This window comes from Mycolicibacterium sp. Y3, assembly GCF_051188035.1.
In the GTDB taxonomy this organism is placed as follows: Bacteria; Actinomycetota; Actinomycetes; order Mycobacteriales; family Mycobacteriaceae; genus Mycobacterium; species Mycobacterium fluoranthenivorans.
The window spans coordinates 6,254,033-6,278,223 of sequence record NZ_JAVQLT010000001.1 but is presented as its reverse complement, the minus strand read 5'-3'; the positions used below and the strand labels follow the sequence as shown (position 1 = coordinate 6,278,223).

The window sequence follows — 24,191 nt, the reverse complement described above, 5'->3', positions numbered from 1 at the left end:
CTGATGAATCAGACACTCGAGGGCCAAACAGTTCTCATCACCGGTGCTGCCGAGCGCGCAGGCCGTGAGTTCGCACGTAGATTCGCCGCAGCCGGCGCGGCGGTCGTGGTCAACCACTGGCAGCAAGCCGAACGTGCCGCGGAGACGGTGGACATGATCGGCGCCGAAGGCGGCCAGGCGATCGCCCTGGAAGCGGACGCTTCGGAGCCTGCGCACGCCCGGTCACTCGTGGAGCGGGCCGCCGCCTGGCGAGGTGACCTCAGTGTCCTGATCCACAACGCGAGCTCGCTTCGCGCAAAGGAGTTCGAGGACGTCACCGAGAGTGATTTCGACGCGGCGTTCGGAATCAATATCCGCGGGCCGTTCTTCCTCAGCCAGGAAGCAGCCAAGGTGATGAAAACTCAAGGGCATGGCAGGATCATCGCGTTGGTCGGGAATTCCACCACCGAGGCATGGCCCAATCTGATCCCGCACGGGGTGTCGAAGACCGCGCTGGTCCGGTTGATGGAGCAGCTCGCCGTGGCGCTGTCACCGACCGTCCAGTGCAACGCCGTGGCGCCGACACAGTTCTTCCGCTCCGACGACGGGACTAATGACGCCTTGCGTCGATACCGTGGCGAGGCTGTCATCGACGGTGACACCTATCGCGTCGGAACGCGCTATGAATTCCGTAACGGGGACGCCGACGACGTCGCCGAGACCCTGCTGTTCCTGTCGACGTGTTCGCCTTACCTGACAGGCAACGTGATTCGCCTCGACGGCGGCAAGGCGCTCTATTAGCGAGGAGGTGCCGAGCATTCCGAACACCCGCCGCAAGAAGGGCTGGCAAGCCGTAAAGCGCGTCGAGTCAGGCGGAGACGGGGCCGGAGCGTAGTTGGCTTCGCGTGATCTTCGTGCGGCGCGATCGGTGGAGCTCAGCCGCCGAGCACCGTGGCGTAGTTGGCGACCGCCAATCCACCCATGTTGTGCACGAGTCCGAGTTTCGGGGCCTGCAGCTGCATCTCCCCGGCGCGACCGGACAGTTGCAGTGCGGCGATCACATGCTGGGACACTCCGGTGGCGCCCACTGGGTGGCCTTTGGCTTTGAGCCCGCCGGACACATTGACCGGGAGCCGTCCGTCGCGAAAAACCCACCCCTCGTCGATCGCGCGGCGGCCCTGCCCGCGCGGAGTCAGCTCGAGCATCTCGTAGCAGATCAACTCGGCAATGGTGAAACAGTCGTGGACCTCGGCAAAAGACAGCTGGTCGACGGAAGCGCCCGCCCGCATGAGTGCCTCATTTACCGCCTTGCGCCCGGCGGCGAATTCGAGCACATCGCGCTGGTTCTTTTCCAGTCGGTCATTGGCATGCCCGAACCCCAGGATGGTGGCCATCGGGTGGTCGGGGTCTTTGCGGAGGACGAGAGCCGCGGCACCGTCGCTGACCAGTGAACAATCCGTCCGTCGCAGTGGTTCGGCGACCACCGGATTGCGTTCTGACACCGCCGAACAGAACTCGACTCCCAGGTCTTTGCGCAGTTGCGCCCACGGATTTGCGCAACCGTTGAGGTGATTCTTGGCCGCGATGCGCCCGAGGGTGTCGCCGAGCCAGTCCTGCGCGTGGTAGCGATCCCGGTATTGCCGTGCCACCTCGGCGAAGACGCCGGCGAATCCCTCCGGCGACTGGGTGCCGGCCAGCTCGGCGTCGGCCCCGAGCAGGGCGCTCGCCACCTGTGCGCCGCCGGCATGAGTCATCTTCTCCACACCGACCACCAGCACGGTATCGGCGAGTCCGGACAGAATCGCCCGAATCCCTTGGTGTACTGCTGCTGAACCCGATGCACATGCATTTTCCACCCGGGTCATCGGGATTCCCCACAGCGCGGGCTCGGCGCCGATCGGCAGTGACGAGGGGAAGGCGAATGGCGTCAGGCCGCTGTTGAACTGGGAAACGAACACCTCGTCGACTTCGGCGGGTTCGATCCCGGCGTCCTTGATCGCACCGACCGTGACGGAGCCGACCAGGCTCGCCACCGTTTCGTTCTCGAGTCGGCCGAACGGGCTGTGGGCAACACCGATCACGCCGACCCGGGGTGCGGGGATCATGGTCACTGGCTCTCCTCGTCTGTGCGGTGGGGCACGATCGGTCGGCCCCTGTCGCCCGACGTTAACGGGAAAGAGAGTCGTTGCACTGTCCTATCTTTGGACAGTCACCTGGCGTCATACGGTGATGCCGTAGGTCTTGAGCTTGCGGTAGAGGCTGGACCGCGACATACCCAGATGGGTTGCCGCCGCCATCCGGTTCCCCGCAGATTCCCGCAGCGCCGCGACGATCGCGTCTCGCTCGGCGCTCTCCAGTGGGGTCAACGTGTGCCGGGCGACCGTCTGGCAGTACCCGGGCACATCGGCGGTCTGGATTTCCCCGACGGGGCGCCGTCGCACGGCGTGCACCAGAGCCTCCCGAAGCTGGGATATGTTGCGCGGCCACGAATAGCGCGAGATGAGCCGCATCGCTTCCGGGCTTATCCGCACATGACGCTCGGGGGCGATACCCCGGAGCAGGGCGGCGGTCAGAGCGGGCAGGTCGTCGGTGCGGCAGCGCAAGGGTGGCACGGCGATCGAGATGTCGAAGTAGTGAAGTAGCTGGCGGAACGGCAGATCGGCTGTCGATGAACCGTCCGAAGCGGTGGCCACCATCCACACCGGGCCGTCGAGCGACACCAAAGCCTCGAAGTACGCGGTCAAGCGCTCCACCCCGTCTGTGGTGGCCTGGTCGATGTCGCGGACGATGTGCAAGGTCGGTTCCGCCGAATCACCCAGTAAGGTCGCGAGATCCGACGGCGGGCCCTCCATGCCGAGCTGTGTCGCATCCACGGAGATACTGCGCCCAGCGGGGTAGACCGAGTGGAAGAGCTCGGCCACCAACGTGAACTTCCCTACGCCGGTCTCTCCGACCACGAGGGCGGGCTGGGTTCGTCGAAGCGCTTCGCGCAGCTGGGCTCCGGCCCGAACCCAAGCTGGAGTCGTCCCGCCGGCCAGAGACTCTCGTGCCTGGCTCAGGCCGTCGATGATCTGCGACGTGTGCGGTGTGGCGATCGCGATCGGTGGAAGCTGATGCACGCTGAAGTCGGTCGGCGATCCGGAATGATGGGCGAGCACCAGGTCGGCGATCACCACGATCCCGGCCACATCGGAACCTGCAAGGATCCGAGTGCCGCGGATGTGCACGAGGCGCTGTCCATCGGGAAGCGCCACCGTATCGGTGACGCGGTCCTTACCTGCCATCAGGAATGTCGCATGCTCGCGGAGCACCCGCTGCTCGTCGGCGTTGAACATCTGCTGCGCCACCGGATTGGCAATGAACACCGACTCGCCGAACCCGAACACGGCTTGGCGTTCCGAGCGTGCCGTCACCTTGAGATAGGTGTCGAAGATGGCCCGCTGGGCTTGGCCGCGGTCCATGAGGAGATTGTGGCCGATGTCTTTGGCGGCGCTCTTGGCGAGCGTGTGCATCAGCGGACTCCACGAGTGTGACAGCGCGGAGATATCCAGCACTCCAGCGACTCGTCCGGTCACCGGGTCGATCACCGGCGCGCCGGTGCACGCGAACATGTGCAGGTTCTCGCTGAAGTGTTCCGGGCCGACGACGCTGATCGACTGCCCCGCTTCGAACACCGTGCCGATCCCGTTCGTGCCCATGGTGGACTCCGAGTAGTCGAAACCGGGCGCAAGGTGAACTCGATCGAGAAGTCGGGCGACGGCGGCCGAACTGTCGATGCGCTGCACCACGCGGGCCTTGTTATCGGTCAACACGATGACCATCGGCATGTCCGCGGTGTCGATTTCCAGCTGCTGCAGCACGGGGCGGGCCGATCGGATGAGCAACGACCCGGTGTCGATTTCGTCGGTGAACTCACTGTGCGGCTGCGACACGTCGACCCCCGCGGCCTGGCTGCGTTCCCACGAAGCCGCGACGAGTTCGGAGACACCGGCCGCCCCGGAGCCACCGAACTCCAGGAAATCCGCCCGAGCGGCCGCAACCCGCAGCATCCGCGCCGCGCTGTCGGGCATAGGTGACTCCTGTCCGTCTGGGTCGAGGCCTCCAGTGTGAACGAGAGCCAGATCACATCCAAGCGATCACGCTGTCCCATTTTGGGACACGCCACCGGGGTGAGACGTGGGCAACGTTAATGCCAGAGATGTGTCACGGAGCACATCAGATGCGCAGTGAATCCTGAGAACGGAGCGGCATGGAAACCCTGATCAACATCGACAACGGTGGCACGCTCACCGACATCTGCGTGTGGGACGGCGGTGCGTTCACCTTCACGAAGACCCTGACCACGCCGCATGACCTGTCGGAATGCCTGTTCGCCGGTATCGAAAAGGCGTCGCAGGCTCTATACGGCGAGGCGGACATCACCCGGTTGCTGCACGCGACGGAGCACATCCGTTACTCCACCACGCAGGGCACCAATGCCCTGGTGGAGCGGCGGGGACCGAAGATCGGTGTCCTCACCACGATCCCCGATCTGCAGACCGCGATGCAGCAGACCGCCGCCGAGGAGAAGCTGTTCGCCGGTCTGGTGTCCGACCGTTTCCTGAGCCTCGATTCCTCCGCCGACGACGAGACCTTCGAGTTCGACGCGGTACAGAAGGTCAACCGGTTGACCACCTTGGGTGCGGCCCGGGTCGTCATTGCCGGGAGCGACCCCGAGCAGGAGCGGCGGCTCCGGCACGTCTTGCTCCGCAAGTTCCCGCGCCATCTGCTCGGGTCGGTGCCACTGATCTACAGCTGGGAGCTGGCCGGCGACCGCAATGACATCAGGCGGGTGTGGTCATGCGTCGTGAACGCGTTCCTCCATCCCACGATGGAGCGCTTCCTCTACAGCGCCGAGCGCCGGCTCAAGGACTACAAGGTGGCCAACCCGCTGCTCGTGTACCGCAATGACGGGGCGTCGTCGCGGGTTGCCAAGTCGATTGCGCTCAAGACCTACTCCTCGGGTCCGCGGGGCGGGTTGGAAGGCACCTCGGCCTTGGCCAAGGTCTACGGCCTCAAGCACGCCCTGATGATGGACATCGGCGGCACCACCACCGATGTCGGCATCGTCGACGACGGTGTGGTGGCGGTGGCCGATCGTGGCGCCATCGAGGATGTCGAGATCTCGTATCCCATGAGCGATGTCACGTCCGCCGGTGTCGGTGGATCGTCGGTGATCCAACTGGTCGACGGTGCGCTGCGGGTGGGCCCGAAGTCCGTCGGTGCCGCGCCCGGTCCGGCCTGCTTCGGCTTCGGCGGCAAACAGGCCACCATCACCGACGTCAACCTGCTGCTCGGCATTCTCGACCCCGACACCTACCTCAACGGCACCTTCAAGCTCGATCCGAGTCGGTCGAAGGCGGTCATCGCCGAGACGATCGCCGCGCCGCTGGGCATCTCACTCGAAGAAGCCCTGATCCGGATGGAACATGCCTACTTCCAAGCGTTGTCCACGTCGTTCGCCCACCTGGTCCGCGACGACACGACGCTGCTGGCGTTCGGCGGCGCGGGACCGATGAGCGCGGCCGGCGCAGCGCGGCTGGCAGGTGTGAAGCACGTGCTGATTCCCCGGACCGCCGCGGTCTTCTCCGCGTTCGGCATCTCGTTCTCCGATATCGGCAAGACCTACGAAGTCATCGTTCCCGGAACGTCCACGGGGGCGGCCCGGCAGACCTATGACGAACTCCTGGTTCGAGCCGAGCGGGACATGTTCCAAGAAGGCTATTCGCTGGCCGACTGCGAAACCTCATGGACGTTGCTCGTAGAGAACGCCGACGACCGGGATTCGGTGGACGGCCCCAAGGTCTCGCGCTTGCCGTATCAGCCGGGCGACGAGGTGGACTATCCCGGGTGCGTGGTGTCCCTGCAGCTGAACGCCACCGCGCGGTTGTCGCATCCCGCACTGGAACAGGGCAATTCGGTGGAGCCCAGCCCGGCCACCTCGGTCAGCCATCGATCCGTCCGCGCCACGGCAGACCGGGTCGACGAGATCCCCGTATACGTCCTCGATGAACTGAGCCCGGGTCACACCGGCGAAGGGGCGGCCATCATCGAAGGTCCGTTCTTCACCGCACGGGTGTTGCCGGGCTGGACATTTCGTGTCACGTCGGCCGGCGATCTACTGCTCACCGACAACAACTGACCTCACTTCACCCAGACCAATTCGTTTAGAAGGAAGGAGACTTGCGATGCGAGTCCCCATGACCGAATACCTCGTCATCGATCTGGACACCGAACGGTGGGTATGCCGTGTGTGCGCCCATGACATGGGTTCGGCACACGAGAACTACAAGCCGGGCACCCTGGTCTACGACCGCGACCCGCGCGAGATCCACCAACCGATCATCGACCCCGAGCGTTACGAGTACACGTTCAGCCCGGATCCGACGTACTGCCGGATCCTGGAGTATTACTGCCCCGGATGCGCCACCCAGATCGAGTGCGAGTACCTCCCGCCGGGACACCCGCCGGCCGTCGACATCGTGATCGACATCGCGGCGCTCCGAAAGCAATGGGAAGAACGCGGTGTCGACGCCGAGGCAGTCCACAACTACGGCCCCGGCGAAGACGCGCAGAAGTACACGGCCGCGCTCAAAGCATCCGCCCACCATCACTGACACGAACCTCAACCTGGAGAACTACTGACATGAAACGCATTTCAGTCGACATCGGTGGCACCTTCACCGACTGCTTCTTCGTCTGGGACGACATCTACGTCGATGCCAAGGCGCTGACCACCCACCACAATCTGGCGATCGGGTTCAACGATGCACTCGACCTCGCGTGCAAGCGCGCCGGGCTGGACCGCTCCACGGTGCTCTCGGAAGTGGACTCGGTGCGTTATGCCACCACGTTGGGCACCAACGCGCTCATCGAACGCAACGGGCCCCAGGTGGCGGCCATCGTCACCCATGGGTTCGAGGACACCATTCCGTTGTCGCGTGGCCGTGGCTACGGCGAGGGTCTGGACTATTCGATGCAGCAGAACCTCCCCGCAGCCGAGCGGCCCGAACCACTGGTGCCCCGGGCGATGATCCGATCGGTCAAGGAACGCATCAACTCTGCGGGCAAGATCGTCGCCCGGCTCGACCCCGACGACGTGCGCACGGTGGTCCGCGAACTCGTGGATGCCGGCGCTGAGGCGATCGTGGTCTCGACGGTCAATTCGACCGAGAACCCGGAGCACGAACTGGCCATCCAGGAGATCATCCTGGACGAGTTTCCGCCGCACGAGCTGGGAGCCATTCCGGTGCTGCTCGGGCATCAGGTCTCCGGCCGCAAGGGCGAGTACGTGCGCGCAACGTCGACCATCATCGATGGTTACCTGCACGAGATCATGCTCCATGCGCTGGCACAGTTGTCGACCAACCTCCGGGACTTCGGTTACGACAAGCCGATGTTGGTCATCCACAACTCCGGTGGCATGGCCCAGATGAACTCGACGGACGCGCTGCAGACCATCCATTCCGGCCCGATCGCCGGTGTGGGTGCCGCCGAACACCTTTCGAGCGAGACCGGGATCGGTCATGTCATCGCCACCGATATGGGCGGCACCTCGTTCGATATCGGCCTGGTGCCCGAGGGAGGCGTCAAGCACTACGACTTCCTGCCCACCATCGACCGGTGGCTGGTATCGGTTCCGATGGTCCACCTGGACACCCTGGGCGCCGGCGGAGGATCCATCGCCAGCTACGACCGCATCCACAACTCGATCAAGATCGGCCCGAAGTCGGCGGGTTCCAACCCGGGCCCGGCATGCTACGACCGCGGCGGGCTCCGTCCCACCGTGACCGACGCGGACCTCCTTCTCGGGTACCTCGACCCGGACAACTATGCCAACGGTTACATCAAACTCAATCCGAAGCGCTCGCTGTTCGCCATCGAAGAGGATCTGTGCGACCCCCTCGACATGGATCCGATCGACGTGGCACGGGTGATCAAAGACGGTGTCGACGAGCAGATGGCCATCGGTATCGGCAAAGAACTGCGGGTGCGGGGCTATCTTCCCGAGGATTTCACCATGCTCGCCTACGGCGGCAACGGGCCACTGCATGCGTGCGGTGTCGCACGGCACGCCGGTATCAAACGTGTTCTGGCGCCGCCCTTCTCCTCGGTGTTCTCGGCATGTGGTGCGGGCAATATGAAACAGCTGCACTTCCACGAGCGCGGTGTGCACATCACGATGTACAACGCCACCACGCGTTCGCTCTACGCCAACTACGCCGAGTTCAACGCCGTGGTACAGGAACTTGAGGATGCCGGGCGGGAAGACCTGATCCGCCAGGGGTTCTCCGAGGAAGACGTCCGGTACCGGCTCGAGCTCGACATGCGGTACGGCAACCAGCTGCTGACGCAGGCGGTGGCGCTGACCGACCTCCACCGCATCAACGGTGTCAAAGAGGTCCTGGAGATCATCAAGACCTTCGGCGATGTCTACAGTCACCGCTTCGGGGCCTCATCGGCGGCGCCGGAAGCCGGAATCCGATGCAGCACCGTACGGGTGGCGTCATTCGTCGACGGCGATGTGGTCAATTTCGAGTCACTGGAGCACGGTGGCGCGCGGAGCGCCCCGACCCCGGTCGGTAGTCGCACGGCGCACTTCATCGGAATCGACGATCCGATCGACACCCCGGTCTACGACCAGGACTCGCTTCGTCCGGACCGGGTGATCGCCGGTCCGGCAATCGTCACCACCGAGAACACCACATTCCTGGTCGAGCCCGGTTGGCGGCTCGAGCCCACGGCCCAAGGCGCCGTGTGGTTCCTGCAGGACTGACCGAAACCCTGAACCGTCGAGAAAGTTGAGTACAAGACCATGACCACAGTCAACGAACGGCCCGCCACCACGCTGACGAACGAAGAACAGCAGTGGGTGGACAAGTTCATGGACGAAACCACGCTGTTCCTGGGACCCGACGCCGGGATCATGCGCAGCCACAGCATCTCCGAACGTTCGGCGCACGAAGAGGTGGCGCTTGCCGCCGGCGTGGATCGGCTGCAGGTGGAACGCATCCGCAAGCGCATCGCCGGTGCCCTGGACGAGGGTTACGAGATGTGTGAGGCCCAGGGCGCGGCCCCGGGAGCCAAATGGGGCGACCTCACCACGGCCATCTACACCGCCGCCGGCGACGTGTCGTACCTTTCGTGCCACGGCGTCATCGCCTTCAGCGCGATCCTGCACCACCCGATCCGGTACATCATGAAGTACTGGAAGGACGAACCGACCGTGGGCGTCCACGAGGGTGACGGATTCATCCACAATGACGCCAGGTACGGCAATGTGCACAACACGGACCAGTCGATGATCATGCCGATCATGCGCGACGGCAACATCATCGCGTGGGTCGCCGCCACCATCCACGAAGGTGAGAACGGCGCATGCGAACCCGGCGGTATGCCGTCCGGGTCGGAGACGCCGTTCGATGACGGCCTGCGCATGAGCCCGTTCAAGATCGTCGAAGGTGGTGAGCTACGCCGGGATCTGCTGACCTTCCTTCAGCATTCGGTGCGAGATCCCAAGCTGCAGCTGGCGGACCTGAAGGTGAAGATCACCGCGGTGCGCAAGATCATGGAGCGCATCGACAAGGTGATCGACGAGGTGGGTGTCGATACCTTCGTGGGAGCACTTCGGACCACCATCGAAGACGTCGACGCCGAGGTCCGTCGTCGTATCTCCGAGTTGCCGGATGGCACCTACCGGTTCGACCAATTCATGGACAGCACGCTCAAAGAGAACATCCTCATCAAGATCGCGTGCAAGATCACCGTCAAAGGCGACTCGATGACCGTCGACCTGCGTGGCACCGGGCCGGAAATCATGAACCGTGCCATCAACTCACCACTGTGCTCCGTGAAATCCATGATGATGCAGGCAATCCTGGCGTTCTGGTGGCCCGATCTGCCGCGCTGCACCGCGGCGATGAGCTGCATCGAGATCATCTCGGACGAGGGCACCTGGGCGGACGCGTCCTATGACGCCCCGATGGGGCAGTCCCTGCAGGCCTCGTTCCGCGGATTCTCGGCGATGCAGGCGCTCTACAGCCGGATGTCGTTCTCCACGCCGCACAAGTACAGCAATGTGGTTGCCAACTGGTTCAACCAGATCAACACCTTCCTGTGGGGCGGCATCACCCAGCACGGCGACATGGTGGGCAACCTCTGCGCCGACCTCAACGGAATGCCCGGTGGGGCAAAACCGTTCCGCGACGGAGAGGACGCGGTCTCGCCCCTGTTCTGCGCCATGGCCGATACCGCCGAGCAGGAGGTGATGGAGGAAGAGGTGCCGTTCATGCAGCTCGTGGCCAAGCGCCTGGTCCGCGACAACATGGGCTTCGGCAAGTTCACCGGCGGCATGGGTTACGAGATGATCGTCGCTGCCGAGGGCTCCCCGGAGTGGGGATTCATGACCGTGACCTCCGGTGCCAAGTTCTCCTCCATCTACGGGATGTACGGCGGATACGGCTGCGGCACCTACCCGCTGGCCATGGTCAAGGGCACCAACGTCTACGAACACTTCCGGCAGGACAACAAGAAGTTCGACCTGTCCATCGAGAAGGTCATGAACGAACGCCCATTCCCGGACGGCCGGTACTCGACCTACCACATGGGGCTGCAGTTCGATCGGGCAAAGGACGGCGAGCTCTACATGATCAGCCAGGGCGCCGGCGGTGGCTACGGTGACCCGCTGGAGCGCTCGCCGGAGTCGGTCATCCGGGACGCCGAACTGGGGCGCATCAGCCAGAAGGTGGCCGAGACCATCTTCGCCGTGCACTACGACCCGGCGACCTTCCGGCTCGACGTGGCACGCACCGAACAGGCACGCTCCGACGCCCGGCAGGCACGTCTGCAGCGCGGAAAGCCCTTCGCCGAGTTCTGCCAGGAGTTCGTCAAGCCGGAACCTCCGAAGGAACTCGCCTACTACGGATCCTGGGGCACCTGGGAGCCGGGCAACGAGGACATCACGGCGACCGTGTACACGATCGACGGCCCCGAGCGGGTGAAGGCCCCGTTGGTCGAGCTGCCACTGGTGGTGGTGCCGGACCGCCGCGAGGTCAAGATCGCCAAACTTCAGGAGCGCATCGACGAGCTGGAGGCGCGTTACGGCGAGACCGCGCGCAAACTCGCCTGACACACCGGTGGTGGCGGCCGCTCCCGCCGGGACCGCCACCACCGTCCCCCTACCGAGCCGAACGTCACAAGGATCCGCCATCAGCCTGAAAACCCTTGCCGCCGCGCCTCCCAGCGGGCGCCCTCGACCTTTGTTGATCAACGATGACGGCTATTCCACTGCCGTCATCCGCCAGGGCGCACCGATTCCCTGGACGGACACCACCCTCGCGGCCGGGCACTTCGGGCAGGTCCGCGGACTGTTGGATCCCGACAGTCACTGGATCGACGTCCGCCGGCTGATGGCCGCTCACCTGGCGGCTCGCCCCGAACTCGTCGAGGCGATGGGGGCCCGGTCCCGGACGGGCTACCCGCTGCGCACCTTGCTCGGCGACGAGGCGCTGCTGGAGTCGCTGCTGGAGGTGCTGGGCACGGTGTCCCACACCACCCGACGCGGGCTGGTTCTGTACACACCGTCACCGGCCGCCTGGCTGTCGTGGGCGCACCAGATCGCGGGCAGCCCGATCGACGCCGTGGACCCCGACCGCGCCGACAGCGCGTCGATGTACGTCGCCGAATGGCTCGGGCGACTCGGCGAGCTCACCGTGGCTCTGGTACTGCTCGACGCGCGTGGGACTCCCTGCAAGACCGCCGAACGGCTGGACGGCTACACATCGATTGCCAACGTCGCGGGGCACTTCGACTGGTCGGTGGCGCTGTGGCACGACGGTGGAATCGAGACCGCGGCAGGGGATCCGGGGATCGTCGTCATTCCCGACCAGTTCTGGACCGCCACTGCCGAGGTTCCCGAAGGGGAGGTGCTGATGACCACCATTCCCGACTCGGCCCAGCCCGAACACGTACTCGACCAACTCGCCACACTGCGCTGAAAGGACCGCATGGACAAGACAGTTGCGACCGCCGCCGAGGCGGTATCCGACATCCCGGACTCGATCATGCTGGCGACCGGAGGCTTCGGGATCTGCGGCATCCCGTCGGCGTTACTTGCGGCCCTGGCCGAATTGGGCAGTCGGGACATCACTTTGGTCTCGAACAACTGCGGTATCGCGGGCGTGGGCAATTCGCTGTTGCTGGAGAAGCGGCAGATCAGACGTTTGATCGCCTCCTATGTCGGGGAGAACAAGGAACTGGAGCGGCAGTATCTGTCGGGGGAGGTGGAGATCGAGCTCAATCCCCAGGGCACGCTGGCCGAGCGGCTGCGCGCCGGGGGCTCGGGTATCGCGGCCTTCTACACCCGCAGCGGAGTGGGGACCCAGATCGCAGACGGTGGCCTGCCCATTCGGTACGCGGCGGACGGGTCGGTGGCCGTCGCCTCGAGTCCCAAACCGGTGAAGGCATTGAGCTGGGACGGTGTCGAGCAGCCCTTCGTCCTGGAGGAGGCACTGCGCCCCGACTTTGCCTTGATCCACGCCTGGAAGGGCGACCGGCATGGAAACCTGGTTTTCCGCAAAGCCGCCCGGAACTTCAATCCGCTGTGCGCCATGGCCGCGAAGGTCACCGCAGCCGAAGTGGAGATCCTGGTGGAACCCGGTGAACTCGACACCGATGCAGTTCATCTGCCCGGTGTCTACGTGGATCGCGTGTTGCCGTTGACCGCTGCCGAGATCGCCGGCAAGGGCATCGAGCGGCGCACGGTCCGGCCCGGGCCTGCAGATGCGGCCGATCGGCATTCGGAAGGTGAGGTGGCCTGATGGCCTGGGATCGGCATCAGATGGCGGCGCGGGCCGCCGCGGAACTCAGCGATGGAGACTATGTCAATCTCGGAATCGGATTGCCGACGCTGGTCCCCGAGTACGTGCCCCGGGACGTGCACATCGTCCTGCAGTCCGAGAACGGGATCCTGGGCCTCGGGCCGTATCCGTACGAGGGTGCCGAGGATCCGGATTTGATCAATGCCGGCAAGGAGACGGTGACCACCTTGTCCGGCGCCAGCTTCTTCGATTCGGCGACGAGTTTCGGCATGATCCGATCCGGCAGGATCGATGCCGCGATCTTGGGCGGCATGCAGGTCAGTGCCCGTGGCGATCTGAGTAACTGGGTGGTGCCCGGAAAGCTCGTCAAGGGTATGGGCGGCGCGATGGATCTGGTGCACGGTGCGAAGAAGGTGATCGTCCTGATGGAGCATCGAACCAGGGAAGGGGCATCAAAGATCCTCGCGGAGAACACCTTACCGCTCACCGGTGCGGGCGTCGTGAACCGGATCATCACCGATCTCGGCGTGCTCGACATCGATGCGCAGGGATTGAAGCTTGTCGAACTGGCCCCTGGAGTTCACCCGGACGAACTGCGGCGCAGTACGGCGGCGCCCATCACGGTCGACTGAACCTGTGCCACAGAGTAATCGAGTGAGGAGCCTGTCATGAAAGCACTGGTCTACCACGGCAATGGTGAGAAGTCCTGGGATGACGTACCGGACGCCACCATTGTGCAACCGACGGATGCTGTGGTGCGTGTCGACGCGGTCACCATCTGCGGTACCGATCTACACATCCTCAGGGGTGACGTCGCCACCGTGTCACCGGGCCGGGTGCTCGGTCACGAGGCGGTCGGCACGGTGGTCGAGATCGGTCCGGGTGTGCAGCGGGTAGCCGTCGGCGATCGGGTACTGGTGTCCTGTATTTCGTCATGCGGAGTCTGCCGGTACTGCCGTGAAGGTTCCTACAGCCAGTGCCTTGGTGGCGGTGGGTGGATCCTCGGCCACCGCATCGACGGTACGCAGGCCGAATACGTCAGAGTGCCCTTCGCCGACAACTCCACCCATCCGATACCCGATCAGGTCGGCGACGATCAGATGATCCTGCTGGCCGACATCCTGCCCACCGCCTACGAGGTGGGCGTCCTGAACGGAAAGCTGCGACCGGCAGACGTGGTGGCCATCGTCGGTGCCGGGCCTATCGGGCTGGCGGCTGTGCTGGCCGCGAAACTGTTGACTCCCAGCCATATCGTCGTCGTCGATCGCGTGGACGCACGACTCGACATCGCGCGCAAGATCGGCGCCGACATCACCATCAACAATGCCGACCAGGACCCGGCGGAGGTGATCGCGAGTCTCACCGACGGTGTGGGCGCCGATGTCACGATGGAGGCCGTGGGCATTCCCGCGACCTTCGACCTGGCGGTGTCACTTGCCCGTCCAGGGGGACACATCGCGAACATCGGGGTACACGGCGAACCGGTGACACTGCATCTGGAGGATCTCTGGATCAAGAACCTGACCCTGACCACCGGGCTCGTCGACACCCGGTCCACCCCGACGCTGATCAAGCTGGTCGCCAGCCGGCAGATCGACACCTCATCGCTGGTCACCCACCGGTTCGCCCTGTCCGATATCGAGCAGGCATACGGTGTCTTCTCCGACGCGGCCTCGTCCGGCGCGCTCAAGGTGTTGCTCAGCAATGACGCGGGGGTCCGCTGAACGACGGCAACACCGAGGCGTCATGCGGGCTGCGCACCCGTGTTCGTCCCTGTCTCGCAGGGGTTTGCACCGCACGGAAGGCGGGTACTCGCGCTCATCGCTACGCCCCTCGGCGAGGCCGTTCTTTCGCCGTCGACCCGTACAGGAGTTACCCGTGCCCACTTTGAATCAGTCGGTTGCCCGATGACCGTGTCACGGCAGATCGCCGCAAGCCGCGAACGCGTGTGGGCCGTGCTGTGCGACGGGTGGACGTACTCGGGCTGGGTCGTGGGTAACAGCCGTATCCGGGCCGTTGGCGCCGACTGGCCGGATACCGGATCCCGGATCCTGCACTCCATCGGCACGTGGCCTGCGGTGATCGACGACGAAACCGTGGTGGCCAGTGTCGATCCGGGGCGTGAGCTGGTTCTGCTGGCCAAGGTCCGGCCGGCGGCCGAAGCGCGAATCACGTTGCACCTCAGTGATACTGCCGATGGTGGCTGCCAGGTGGAGATGAGTGAGGTAGCCGTGGGCGGCCCACTGAAATGGTTGCCCGACGCCGTGGCGCTCCTGGCGGTCGCCCCACGTAACAGGGAGTGCCTGTGGCGGCTCGCGATGATCGCCGAGCGCAACGAGCCCGACCAGGTCGAATAAGCGCGGTGGGTCCTGCACACGGCCGCCGCCTACCCGCGTGCACGATTCGTCTCTACGCTGTGACAAGAGGCGGCGGAAGGAACCTGTGAATGAGCACGCCCATGGACGCAAATGCGATCGTCATCCTACTGGTCGAGGACGACGCAGGAGACGAGCTGATCACCCGGGAAGCGTTCGAACACAACAAGATCAAGAACAACCTGTACGTAGCCCGCGACGGCGAAGAGGGCTTGGACTTCCTGTATCGGCGCGGCCCCTATGCCGACGCGCCGACACCGGATCTGATCCTGCTCGACCTCAACCTGCCGAAGTATGACGGGCGCCAGGTGCTGGAGCAGATCAAGTCCGATCCGGAACTGCGTCACATCCCGGTGGTCGTGCTCACCACGTCCGCGGCCGAGGAGGACATCCTGCGCAGCTACAAGCTGCACGCCAACGCGTACGTCACCAAGCCCGTGGACCTCGATCAGTTCCTGAATGCGGTGCGCCAGATCGACGAGTTCTTTGTCCAGGTGGTCCGGCTGCCGAAGGTCTGACGACCATCGTCACCCGGTGATGTCGGCGACGGCTTCGTCGAGCGTGGAGAACAGATCGATGATGTTGGCGATCCCGACCAGTTTGAGTGGCCGGCTGGTGGCGGGTCCGTCGGCGACGACGACCAATCGCACGGCCGGTGCCAGCTGCCCGTGGGCTTCGACGAGCACTCCCATGCCGGTTGAGGCCAGGAACTCCACGGCGGTCAAGTCCACCACGATCGCGGTGGGCGAGCTGCCCGCAGCAGCGGCGATCGCCGCCTTCAACCGTGGCGCGGTGAGCACATCGACCGTGCCGGCGACGGTGAGGACGCGCACGTCGCCGAGCTGACTTTCGGCGACGGCGCAGTGGGGCACGGCAGCGGGACCGGCGCTGTCACCCGGGTCTGCGTCGTGCGGCACATCTACCTCCGAAGTGTTCCTCTGCCTATCGGCAGTGGACTCATCGTAGCGGCGGCGGTGGATCCAGCCGTCTGAGTAGTGGCACAGAGGCACCTTCCCGCCCGTATCGATTGCGATGGGCAAGACCTGGGTACTTCGGTATGAGGTGGTCGGCGAAGGGACTCAGCTTTGGTGCAACGGTTGGTCGTTTCACGATGACGGCGCAGGCCAGGGGTGCCCTGTGGCTTCTGGACCCCCGCTGGGATACCGTTGCGCGACTCGACATGGGTCGGAACCCCGGTGTGTGCACCCATATCGTGCTGATCGGCAGCCCCGTGCTGGACGGCTGCGCTGCCGTGGGTGCGACGCTGACCGATCTCGGGCGGGGTCGCGCCGGTCCCGTCGTGGATCTGATCGATGTGATGACAGGTCCCGCCGACGCCGAGCGCCCACCGGGCTCGGACGGCGGGGACCGCTTGGTCGCCGGTGGCCGGCCGATATCGTGGGATCTGCGGGGACTGGAGCTCGACGCCGTCGAAGACCTGGTGCGTGCACGCCTCACCTCGGTACTGCATCCGAACTCCCTCCTCATCGCACCCGCCGCGGTCGCCGACTCGCCGGTACGTTGCGGTCTCGCCCGTGCCGCCCTGGCCGCGGCGCGCAGCCAGGTGGCAATACTGCTGGAATACCCTCAGTGGCCTCATGATTCATCCTCCTTCGAGAACGTGCAGTGGACCAGACTCCGCCTCCTTGCGCCGTCGCTGACCGCTCTGAGATCCAAGGAATCCGCGCTACCTGCCCTGGGGGATCCCGCGCCGGAGGGCGATCTCGCAGCGGCGCGGTGCGTAGCCGAGATCGTGGCGCTCCCCGGGGATCCCGAACTCGCCGAGCGCAGCGATGTCTTCGCCGAACCTGCGGATGCGCATGCCGACGTTGCGGACCCCTTCGACGCGATGCTCACCGAGGGCGCCACCGACGATCCTTGGCATCTGGACCATTCACCCTACGAGCGCCGACGCCTGGAACTGGTGTTGGCCTGTCTCGGGAGGCCACGCTACGCACGGGTCATCGAAATCGGCTGTGCCACTGGTCAACTATCGGTGCAGCTGGCCGAACGCGCCGATCTGGTCATCGCCGTGGACGCCAGCGCGAAAGCGCTGGAGGTGGCACGCCGAAACCGTACCCCGAACATCCGTTGGATGCTGGGCACGGTGCCGCAAGACTTCCCGGCTGCTGAGGCCGACGTCGTGATTCTGTCCGAGATCGGCTACTTCCTTGACGGACCCGACCTGTTGGCCACGGTGCGCGCGGCCCGTCGGGCTCTGCGGCCCACCGGGGAAATCGTTGTCGCGAACTGGCGGCGTCCCACCGAACGCATACCCCTGGATGGCCCTGCGGTCCAGGCACAGGTGGCGGAGATCATCGACCTGCCGCTTCGCGCCCGCTACCAGGATGCGGATCTCGTCATCGAGGTGTGGGGTGAACCGGTATCGGTGTACGACGAGTACGCCGAGCCACCGGACCGCCGGTCGACGGCAGCAGAGCACGAGCGGTCATGCGAGTAGCGATCTTGGCGCCGTCGCGGCATCCGTTGTGCGAACCGTTCGCCGGCGGTCAGGAACGACTGGCCGCCGATATGGCGGCAGGGTTACGCCGGCGCGGACACCACGTGCAACTGTATGCACGCGCTGGCACCGATTCCGCGCTGGCCGACGATCTGCACGTGATGCCGCCGGTCCCGGAACTGTCCGAGATCGCCTCCGGTGACCTGAACATGCCCGAGCCAGGTTTCCTGTCCGATCAGGTGGCGTTCCTCACTGTGATGCGAGATATATTGCGGGACAGAACTATTGACGTGGTACTCAATCAGAGCCTGCATCAGCTCCCGCTGGCGCTCAGTCCCGCGCTGGATGCGCCGATGCTGACCACGTTGCACACACCGCCGTTTCCGTGGATGGAGGTGGGGGCCTGGCTGGCAGGCGACGCGGGTCATTTCGTCGCGGTGAGCGAGGCATTGCGACGGCAGTGGACCACGTTGGTGCATGCCGAGGTGATCCACAACGGCGTCGATCCCCAGGTGTTCTCGGAGGGCTTCGGTGGTGACGACCTTGCCTGGGTGGGCCGGCTCACGCCGGAGAAGGGCGCCGACATCGCGGTCCGCGCGGCAGCGCAGACCGGTCGGCACCTGAGGTTGGCTGGACCGCTCAGCGACCCGGAGTGGTTCGACGGTGTCCTGCGCCCTCTGCTCGGCGGCACCGCCGAATATGTGGGCACGCTGGCCGGACAGGAGTTGTCCGATCTCTACGCGGGCAGCGTCGTCACGCTCGTCACGCCGCAATGGGATGAACCATTCTGCTTGGTGGCAGCGGAATCTCAGATGTGTGGCACGCCGGTCGCCGGACTGGCGCGGGGCGGACTGCCGGAGGTGGTGCAGCAGTCCGGAGGACAACTGGTCAGCGAGGACGCTTCGCCGGCGGAGCGGCTGGCTCAGGCCGTCGAGGTGGCCGCTCGAATGGACCGCCGAGATGTTGCCGTCGATGCGCGTCGGCGCCTCACCACCGATCACATGCTGGATCGTTACGAGGACGCGCTCACGAAACTGACGGCAGAGCAGCAGGGCTGATGCCGCCGGCGTGGTGTCAGGTTTCGATCAGCGCACCCGGGGAATACCACCAATGCAGGCTCAAGCCAATGGTCTGGTCCGAAATTCCGATATGACGAAGGAGCCCAGCATGGGTGAGAAGAACGGTGTCCAAGAGGGTGTTGAAGGCGTAGTCGAGGGTGTGAAGGGCAAGGTCAAGGAAGTCGCGGGCACCGTCACCGGCCGCGACGACCTGCGCCGTGAGGGCGAGGCACAGCAGGACAAGGCCGACGCGCAGCGCGAGGCGGCAGAGAAAGAGGCGCAGGCCGAAAGTGCCCGCGCCGCCGCTGCCGCCAGCGAGGCGCGCGAGAAAGCCGAGCAGTAGGCCTATCGCACCAAGGGGACAGCCAACCGGACTGTCCCCTTGGTGGTTTTCAGAGGAACGTGATGACCACAGTTGAGACAGCGCGGTACCACGCTGCTGCCCCCGGCGTTCGGTGCAGCGCCCCCACCGCGCAGGCCGTGTCCGAGCTGATCGTCGTCGTGCCGGCCCACAACGAGGAACAGCTCATCGGCACGTGTCTGGCTGCGCTACTGGATTCGCAGCGCGCAGCCCATCGCCTCTTCCCGCAACTCACCTGTCGTATCGTCGTGGTTCTCGACGATTGCGATGACGACACCGGCGTCATTGTGCAGCGGATGGGTATCCGCTCGATCGTGGTGGACCGGCACAGCGTCGGTGCGGCCCGTCGCGCCGGTGTGCGTGCCGCGCTGGCCGATGCCGGCGCACCGCTGCGGCGAATCTGGTTGGCGAGCACCGACGCCGACTGTCGGGTGCCCGCCGGCTGGATGTCCCGATTTGTCGACGCCGCGGCGCACGGCTACCACCTCGTGCTCGGAATGGTCCAACCGTCGGGAGACCTGCCGGCTTCCCGGCTGCACGCCTGGCAGGACCGCCATCCCTACGTCGAAGGGCACCCGCACGTCCACGGTGCGGCACTGGGCATCCGAGCGGACGTGTATCACGATATCGGCGGGTGGCGCCCGCTACAGACCGGTGAAGACGTGGAGTTGGTCAAGCGCGCCGAACACCGGCCTTGGATCCGTATCCTGCGTACCGCCCAGGACCCGGTGTGCACCAGTGCCCGGACGGTGGGTCGTGCACCTGCCGGATTCGCCGACTACATGACGAATCTGCCGGAGCTGAGCCGCGACAGATGACAGTCGATCGACCGGCGGCGGAATCGGGGACCCACGCCCTGGTGCGGCGATGGCTGGACTCTGGTCGCCTCGATGTGTCGTTCCCGGGTTCCGGGGCCACCGCCCAGCGGTGGCATCGGTTGATGAACCTGGCCGAAGAAGATCTCGGCGCGGGGCGTCTCGCCGAAGCCCACACCGATGCGGCGGCCATTCTGCACGAGCTGGGCGAGAAGCCGCCGAATCCGCATGAACTCTGGGGCGTATGGGCAGCGGAATCGTCCACTCTTCGGCTCGTGGCAAAGGTCCTGTCTGACAACGTCTTCCGCCTGGAGGGCACCAAGCCGTGGTGCTCAGGTGCGAGCCTGTGCACGCACGCGTTGGTCACCGCGGAGATCGAGAGTGGGCAACGCGCGTTGTTCGCCGTGGCGCTCGACGCCCCGACGGTCACCGCGCTTCCGTCGGCCTGGTCGAATATCGGCTTGGCGAGCACCGATACGCGGGCCGTGCAGTTCACCGCGACCCGGGCCGTGCACGTGGGCGCAGCAGGCCGGTATCTCGAGCGTGCCGGCTTCTGGCACGGCGCGATCGGGGTGGCCGCATGTTGGCTGGGAGGCGCGCACGCGGTGGCACGGCCGCTCTATCGATACGCGGTGGAGCGCGCCGAGGATCCGCACCTGCTGGCGCACCTGGGCGCCGTGGATGCCACGCTGGCCGGTGCCGACGCCATGCTGTCCGTGGCGGCAGCCCATGTCGACGCCGACCCGTTCGACCGGACCGACACCGCACGGTTGCTTGCCCGGCGCACCCGCGCCGTCATCGAACACGCCGTAGAGGAAGTGATCACCCGCACGGGCAGGGCAATGGGTCCGGAGCCGCTTTGTCACGACAACCTGCACGCCCAGCGCGTGGCCGATCTGGTGATCTACGTCCGCCAGAGCCATGCCGAGCGGGACCTCGCGGACCTGGGCCGATTGTGCCGACCGCGCAGATGAACGGCGAGTTGGACAATTGTGCGCGCTTTGCCGCCACTCCCCTGGATACCGGAGGCACCGGCACAGCCGCGTGGGCGTCGGCGGATCCGTTGCCCGCCATGGACTTCAGCGGTTGTCGAGCACTGGTCGTCGTGGGGGCTCATCCCGATGACGAAACACTGGGATTCGGGGCAACGTCGGCATATCTCGCCTCGCGGGGGATCGAGGTGCGTGTGGTCTCGGCCAGCGACGGGGATGCTGCCCACCCGGGGGCGTTCACCTCGGAGCGAAGTCGGCTGGCATATGAACGCCGCATCGAACTCGAGGCGGCCATCCGGGTGCTCGGCCTCACGAGCGCGGTCTCGCTGGGCTTGCCCGACGGGCGACTGGCCGACCATGAGAGCATCATGACCGGCTTGCTGACCGACATCCTGGCCAACAATCCGGCGGGCACGTGGTGTGCGGCGACCTGGCGCGGCGACGGCCACCCCGACCATGAAGCAGTAGGGCGGGCCGCCGCCACGGCCGCGGCGGCCACCGGCGTCCGCATGCTGGAGTACCCGGTGTGGATGTGGCACTGGGCGAGGCCGGGCGACCCCGCGGTGCCCTGGGATCTCGCCCGCCGCGCCCACCCGCCGAAAGCGTTCGTGGACCGCAAAGCGCAGGCTGCACAGTGCTTTCGAAGTCAGTTCGAATCCACGGGAGCAGGACGGCCGCCCGTCCTGCCCGCCTTCGTCCTACGGCGCCTGCTGGCGGTAGGCGAAATGGTCTTCAGTAATCCCGACGCGCCACCAATCGCTGGAATTTGACGGGTTTGCACATTTGCTCTCAACTGCCGCGGGACTTTGCTCCAAATCGTTCGCGGGTGAGAAGTGCAAGGCCCACAACGAAAACGTATGGGCCCGTCTTTTTCCTGTATTCGTCAGCGGGTGAAGGCGGCAAAAGCGTTGTCAGATCTGGTCACCGAATGGCCCTGAAATGGCCCTGAACTTCCCGTCGCCGGCTCTAGACTTGCCCGGTGGCGCGGAGCGGGCTGGAGTCCCCATCGGGGCCGAGGATACCTTTCGAGGATCCGCGGGGGACTTTGCTGTCGCGCATGATTGTCGAGTGGTGGCGTACCCCAGTCGATTACGACGCTCAGGTCGACTTCTTCGCCAAACGGGGGTTGACGCGAGCCAATCAGGTTCTGGTCGGTGCGAGCGTGATGATGGTCGCGGTCATCTCGACGATCATCCAATTCACCCCGGCTGGACCGGGAACATTGCTATCGCGCGTTCTGGCGGCGGGCGTCGCAGTCGGTGCCGCGGGGTGGGCGCTGCGGTGGTGGCTGGGTGCCTGGCCGGGCAAGGTCACCTCGCGGGTGTTCATCGTGTGCGCGGATGTGGGAATGTTGATTCTCGCGATCGTCAACACGGATGCGTCCGTGGTGGGCTTCGCCGCGACCGTGCTGGCCTTGTTGTCGTTCTATCTGATGTTCTTCGAGGGGCCGAAACTCTTAGCGGTGCATGCGATCTGGGTAGTGGGGACGGTGGTGCTGCTGGCCGTCAACGTGATGGTCGACACCGGTGGCGATATCGCTCTCGCTGCGGTGAAGGTTATCGTCGGGGTGGGCCTGGCCTGTGTGCCGGTCGCCATCCAGTTCGGTATCTGGACGCTGCAGAACGAGGCCAACGAGTCGTTGATCGACCCGCTCACCGGCCTGCTGAACAGGCGCGGAGTGCAGCTTCACCTACGAAATCTGTTGAGTCGTAAAGGTTGTGGTGACGACCACATCGTGGTGATGGTTGTCGATCTGGACCGCTTCAAGGACATCAACGAGGTGCACGGCCATGGAGTCGGCGACGAGGTTCTGGTCCGCAGCGCGCGCCGGATCCAGTTGGCCGCTGCTCCACAGTCCGTGGTCGCGCGGGTAGGTGGAGAGGAGTTCGTCGTCATCGCGGTCTTGGCGGCCACGGCGGTGGCGCGGGCAGCCGATCTGGTGTGCGCGGCCGTCTACTCCGCCACCGACGCCGTACCGGTCACCGGCAGTGTCGGAGTGGCCAGTACGACGATGACCACATCCGGGGACAAGCCTGCGGTGTCGGCGCGGATGTGGGAAGCGCTGTTGGATTGCGCGGACCATGCGATGTTCGACGCCAAGCGGGCCGGGGGTAACAGGTCGGTGCACCTGCCCACGGAACACCGGACCTCGATGGCGCCGACGATGTATCCGTAGTCGTCGGCGGCGGTGGTCAAACCCGTTGTCACACAACGTCGAGGATGGTCCAGTGCCGATTCGCGGCGGAAGCGGGTTTGCCAACGGGCCCGGATCTCACGTTACCGTCGAAGGCATGGATGTACACGCCCTGGCTTTCGAATGGACGGATACCAACAGACACTGGCTCATCGAGGTACCGGTGCGCGTGGTCGTTTACACCGCGGTCGCGCTGCTTCTGCGCTACGTGGCACACCGGATGATCGACCGCGCCAGCGGACAGAATCGCAAGGGTGACGCACAGCCGCAGGGCAAGCCGACACTCCTGGGCAATCTGCGCGGCCGCATGCCCGCCGCGGCGGACCCCAAGACTGCCGAGCGCCGACTTCAGCGGGCGCAGACGATCGGCTCGGTGCTGAAGTCGACCGTCTCGATCGTGCTACTGGTGTGGCTCAGCCTGGCGGTACTCAACGTGCTGGGGGTGAATATCGCGCCGTTCATCGCATCGGCCGGCGTCATCGGGCTGGCCATCGGGTTCGGTGCGCAGAATCTGGTCCGGGATTTCGTCTCAGGCGTCTTCATGCTGTTGGAGGACCAGTACGGGGTGGGCGACACCGTCGACCTGGGTGACGCTACCGGTGAGGTGCAGAGCGTGGGACTGCGCATCACGACGGTGCGCGATATCGACGGCACGCTCTGGTACGTCCGCAACGGCGAGATCGCGCGGGTCGGGAACATGAGCCAGGGGTACGCCGTGGCCCGTATCGAGGTACCCGTCGCCCTGACCGCCGACGTCGAGCGGGCCGAGCAGGTTGCCCTCGACGCCGCCGAGACCGCCCTGCAGGATCCGGCACTCGCGGCGAAGGTGTTGGGCGAACCCAACATGCTCGGAGTGCAAGAATGGTCGCCCGACCTGGTGAAGCTGCGGATGACGATCAAGACGCGGCCGAACGCGCAGTGGGCGGTGCAGCGTCGGCTCCGACGCGAGATTCACCGTGCCTACGACGCACACGACATCGATCTGCCGTATCCGCGCGGACGTGTGCAGGCAGCTGCCGGCGAGTAGGGCGAATGAGGCCTCCTGGCCGACGGGCTGGTGTGAACCCATGCCGAGACGGGTATGGACAACCATTCGGGT

General features: G+C 65.4%; 22 protein-coding genes. 19 read left to right on the top strand and 3 right to left on the bottom strand.

Annotation, left to right across the window (positions count from 1 at the left end):
* Positions 1-3: 3 nt before the first annotated feature.
* Entirely contained in the window at positions 4-780 is a 777-nt protein-coding gene (locus QN239_RS30675) for an SDR family NAD(P)-dependent oxidoreductase (RefSeq protein ID WP_499016288.1), read from the top strand.
* A gap of 134 nt (positions 781-914) precedes the next feature.
* Here the strand turns inward: QN239_RS30675 and QN239_RS30670 are convergent, their stop codons facing one another.
* Together QN239_RS30670 and QN239_RS30665 are read right to left on the bottom strand one after the other, a co-directional pair.
* The gene (locus QN239_RS30670; RefSeq protein ID WP_499017025.1) at positions 915-2,084 is read right to left on the bottom strand and encodes a thiolase domain-containing protein; all 1,170 of its coding nucleotides are present in this window, start codon (positions 2,082-2,084) and stop codon (positions 915-917) included.
* Positions 2,085-2,198: 114 nt separating this feature from the next.
* Positions 2,199-4,049: a sigma-54-dependent Fis family transcriptional regulator gene (locus QN239_RS30665; protein WP_499016286.1), complete on the bottom strand. Its 1,851-nt coding sequence runs from the start codon at positions 4,047-4,049 to the stop codon at positions 2,199-2,201.
* 179 nt (positions 4,050-4,228) lie between these two features.
* On the opposite strand from QN239_RS30665, the gene QN239_RS30660 reads away from it, so the two are divergent.
* The 10 genes from QN239_RS30660 (at position 4,229) to QN239_RS30615 (ending at position 15,729) form a co-directional block, all read left to right on the top strand.
* Entirely contained in the window at positions 4,229-6,160 is a 1,932-nt protein-coding gene (locus QN239_RS30660) for a hydantoinase/oxoprolinase family protein (protein ID WP_499016284.1), read from the top strand.
* Between the two features lie 46 nt (positions 6,161-6,206).
* Positions 6,207-6,635 (top strand): acetone carboxylase subunit gamma, encoded by a 429-nt coding sequence (locus tag QN239_RS30655; RefSeq protein WP_090363814.1) that lies wholly within the window; start codon positions 6,207-6,209, stop codon positions 6,633-6,635.
* Between the two features lie 29 nt (positions 6,636-6,664).
* Positions 6,665-8,794 (top strand): hydantoinase/oxoprolinase family protein, encoded by a 2,130-nt coding sequence (locus QN239_RS30650; protein ID WP_499016282.1) that lies wholly within the window; start codon positions 6,665-6,667, stop codon positions 8,792-8,794.
* Between the two features lie 39 nt (positions 8,795-8,833).
* Positions 8,834-11,146 carry a hydantoinase B/oxoprolinase family protein gene (locus QN239_RS30645; protein WP_090363817.1) on the top strand — a complete coding sequence of 771 codons (2,313 nt, stop codon included), beginning with the start codon at positions 8,834-8,836 and terminating at the stop codon, positions 11,144-11,146.
* A gap of 130 nt (positions 11,147-11,276) precedes the next feature.
* Positions 11,277-12,014 (top strand): hypothetical protein, encoded by a 738-nt coding sequence (locus QN239_RS30640; RefSeq protein WP_499016279.1) that lies wholly within the window; start codon positions 11,277-11,279, stop codon positions 12,012-12,014.
* A gap of 9 nt (positions 12,015-12,023) precedes the next feature.
* Positions 12,024-12,836, top strand: a complete 813-nt coding sequence (locus QN239_RS30635) for a CoA transferase subunit A (protein ID WP_499016277.1) — start codon at positions 12,024-12,026, stop codon at positions 12,834-12,836.
* Complete coding sequence (locus QN239_RS30630; protein WP_499016272.1) at positions 12,836-13,468, top strand: 3-oxoacid CoA-transferase subunit B; 633 nt, start codon at positions 12,836-12,838, stop codon at positions 13,466-13,468. Before QN239_RS30635 ends, QN239_RS30630 begins: the two co-directional genes overlap by 1 nt.
* A gap of 36 nt (positions 13,469-13,504) precedes the next feature.
* Positions 13,505-14,560 (top strand): zinc-dependent alcohol dehydrogenase family protein, encoded by a 1,056-nt coding sequence (locus QN239_RS30625; protein ID WP_499016269.1) that lies wholly within the window; start codon positions 13,505-13,507, stop codon positions 14,558-14,560.
* Between the two features lie 183 nt (positions 14,561-14,743).
* Complete coding sequence (locus tag QN239_RS30620) at positions 14,744-15,193, top strand: SRPBCC family protein (RefSeq protein WP_499016263.1); 450 nt, start codon at positions 14,744-14,746, stop codon at positions 15,191-15,193.
* A gap of 89 nt (positions 15,194-15,282) precedes the next feature.
* Positions 15,283-15,729, top strand: a complete 447-nt coding sequence (locus QN239_RS30615) for a response regulator (protein WP_499016260.1) — start codon at positions 15,283-15,285, stop codon at positions 15,727-15,729.
* A gap of 9 nt (positions 15,730-15,738) precedes the next feature.
* Here QN239_RS30615 and QN239_RS30610 read toward each other — a convergent pair whose 3' ends face one another.
* Positions 15,739-16,128: an STAS domain-containing protein gene (locus tag QN239_RS30610; protein WP_499016256.1), complete on the bottom strand. Its 390-nt coding sequence runs from the start codon at positions 16,126-16,128 to the stop codon at positions 15,739-15,741.
* A gap of 194 nt (positions 16,129-16,322) precedes the next feature.
* Here QN239_RS30610 and QN239_RS30605 point away from each other — a divergent pair, with 194 nt between their 5' ends.
* From QN239_RS30605 to QN239_RS30570, 8 genes are all read left to right on the top strand, one after another.
* Positions 16,323-17,672: an SAM-dependent methyltransferase gene (locus QN239_RS30605; protein WP_499016252.1), complete on the top strand. Its 1,350-nt coding sequence runs from the start codon at positions 16,323-16,325 to the stop codon at positions 17,670-17,672.
* Positions 17,663-18,730, top strand: a complete 1,068-nt coding sequence (locus tag QN239_RS30600; protein WP_499016250.1) for a glycosyltransferase — start codon at positions 17,663-17,665, stop codon at positions 18,728-18,730. The genes QN239_RS30605 and QN239_RS30600 overlap by 10 nt, the downstream gene beginning before the upstream one ends.
* 109 nt (positions 18,731-18,839) lie before the next feature.
* Entirely contained in the window at positions 18,840-19,073 is a 234-nt protein-coding gene (mbp1, locus tag QN239_RS30595; protein WP_499016248.1) for a microaggregate-binding protein 1, read from the top strand.
* 62 nt (positions 19,074-19,135) lie between these two features.
* Complete coding sequence (locus tag QN239_RS30590) at positions 19,136-19,909, top strand: glycosyltransferase family 2 protein (RefSeq protein WP_499016246.1); 774 nt, start codon at positions 19,136-19,138, stop codon at positions 19,907-19,909.
* Positions 19,906-20,880 (top strand): acyl-CoA dehydrogenase family protein, encoded by a 975-nt coding sequence (locus QN239_RS30585; protein WP_499016242.1) that lies wholly within the window; start codon positions 19,906-19,908, stop codon positions 20,878-20,880. Before QN239_RS30590 ends, QN239_RS30585 begins: the two co-directional genes overlap by 4 nt.
* Positions 20,877-21,668: a PIG-L deacetylase family protein gene (locus tag QN239_RS30580; RefSeq protein ID WP_499016240.1), complete on the top strand. Its 792-nt coding sequence runs from the start codon at positions 20,877-20,879 to the stop codon at positions 21,666-21,668. Before QN239_RS30585 ends, QN239_RS30580 begins: the two co-directional genes overlap by 4 nt.
* Before the next feature lie 287 nt (positions 21,669-21,955).
* Complete coding sequence (locus QN239_RS30575; protein WP_499016237.1) at positions 21,956-23,074, top strand: GGDEF domain-containing protein; 1,119 nt, start codon at positions 21,956-21,958, stop codon at positions 23,072-23,074.
* Positions 23,075-23,189: 115 nt separating this feature from the next.
* On the top strand, positions 23,190-24,119 hold the full coding sequence (locus QN239_RS30570; RefSeq protein ID WP_499016236.1) for a mechanosensitive ion channel family protein: 930 nt from the start codon (positions 23,190-23,192) through the stop codon (positions 24,117-24,119).
* The last annotated feature ends 72 nt before the right edge of the window (positions 24,120-24,191 follow it).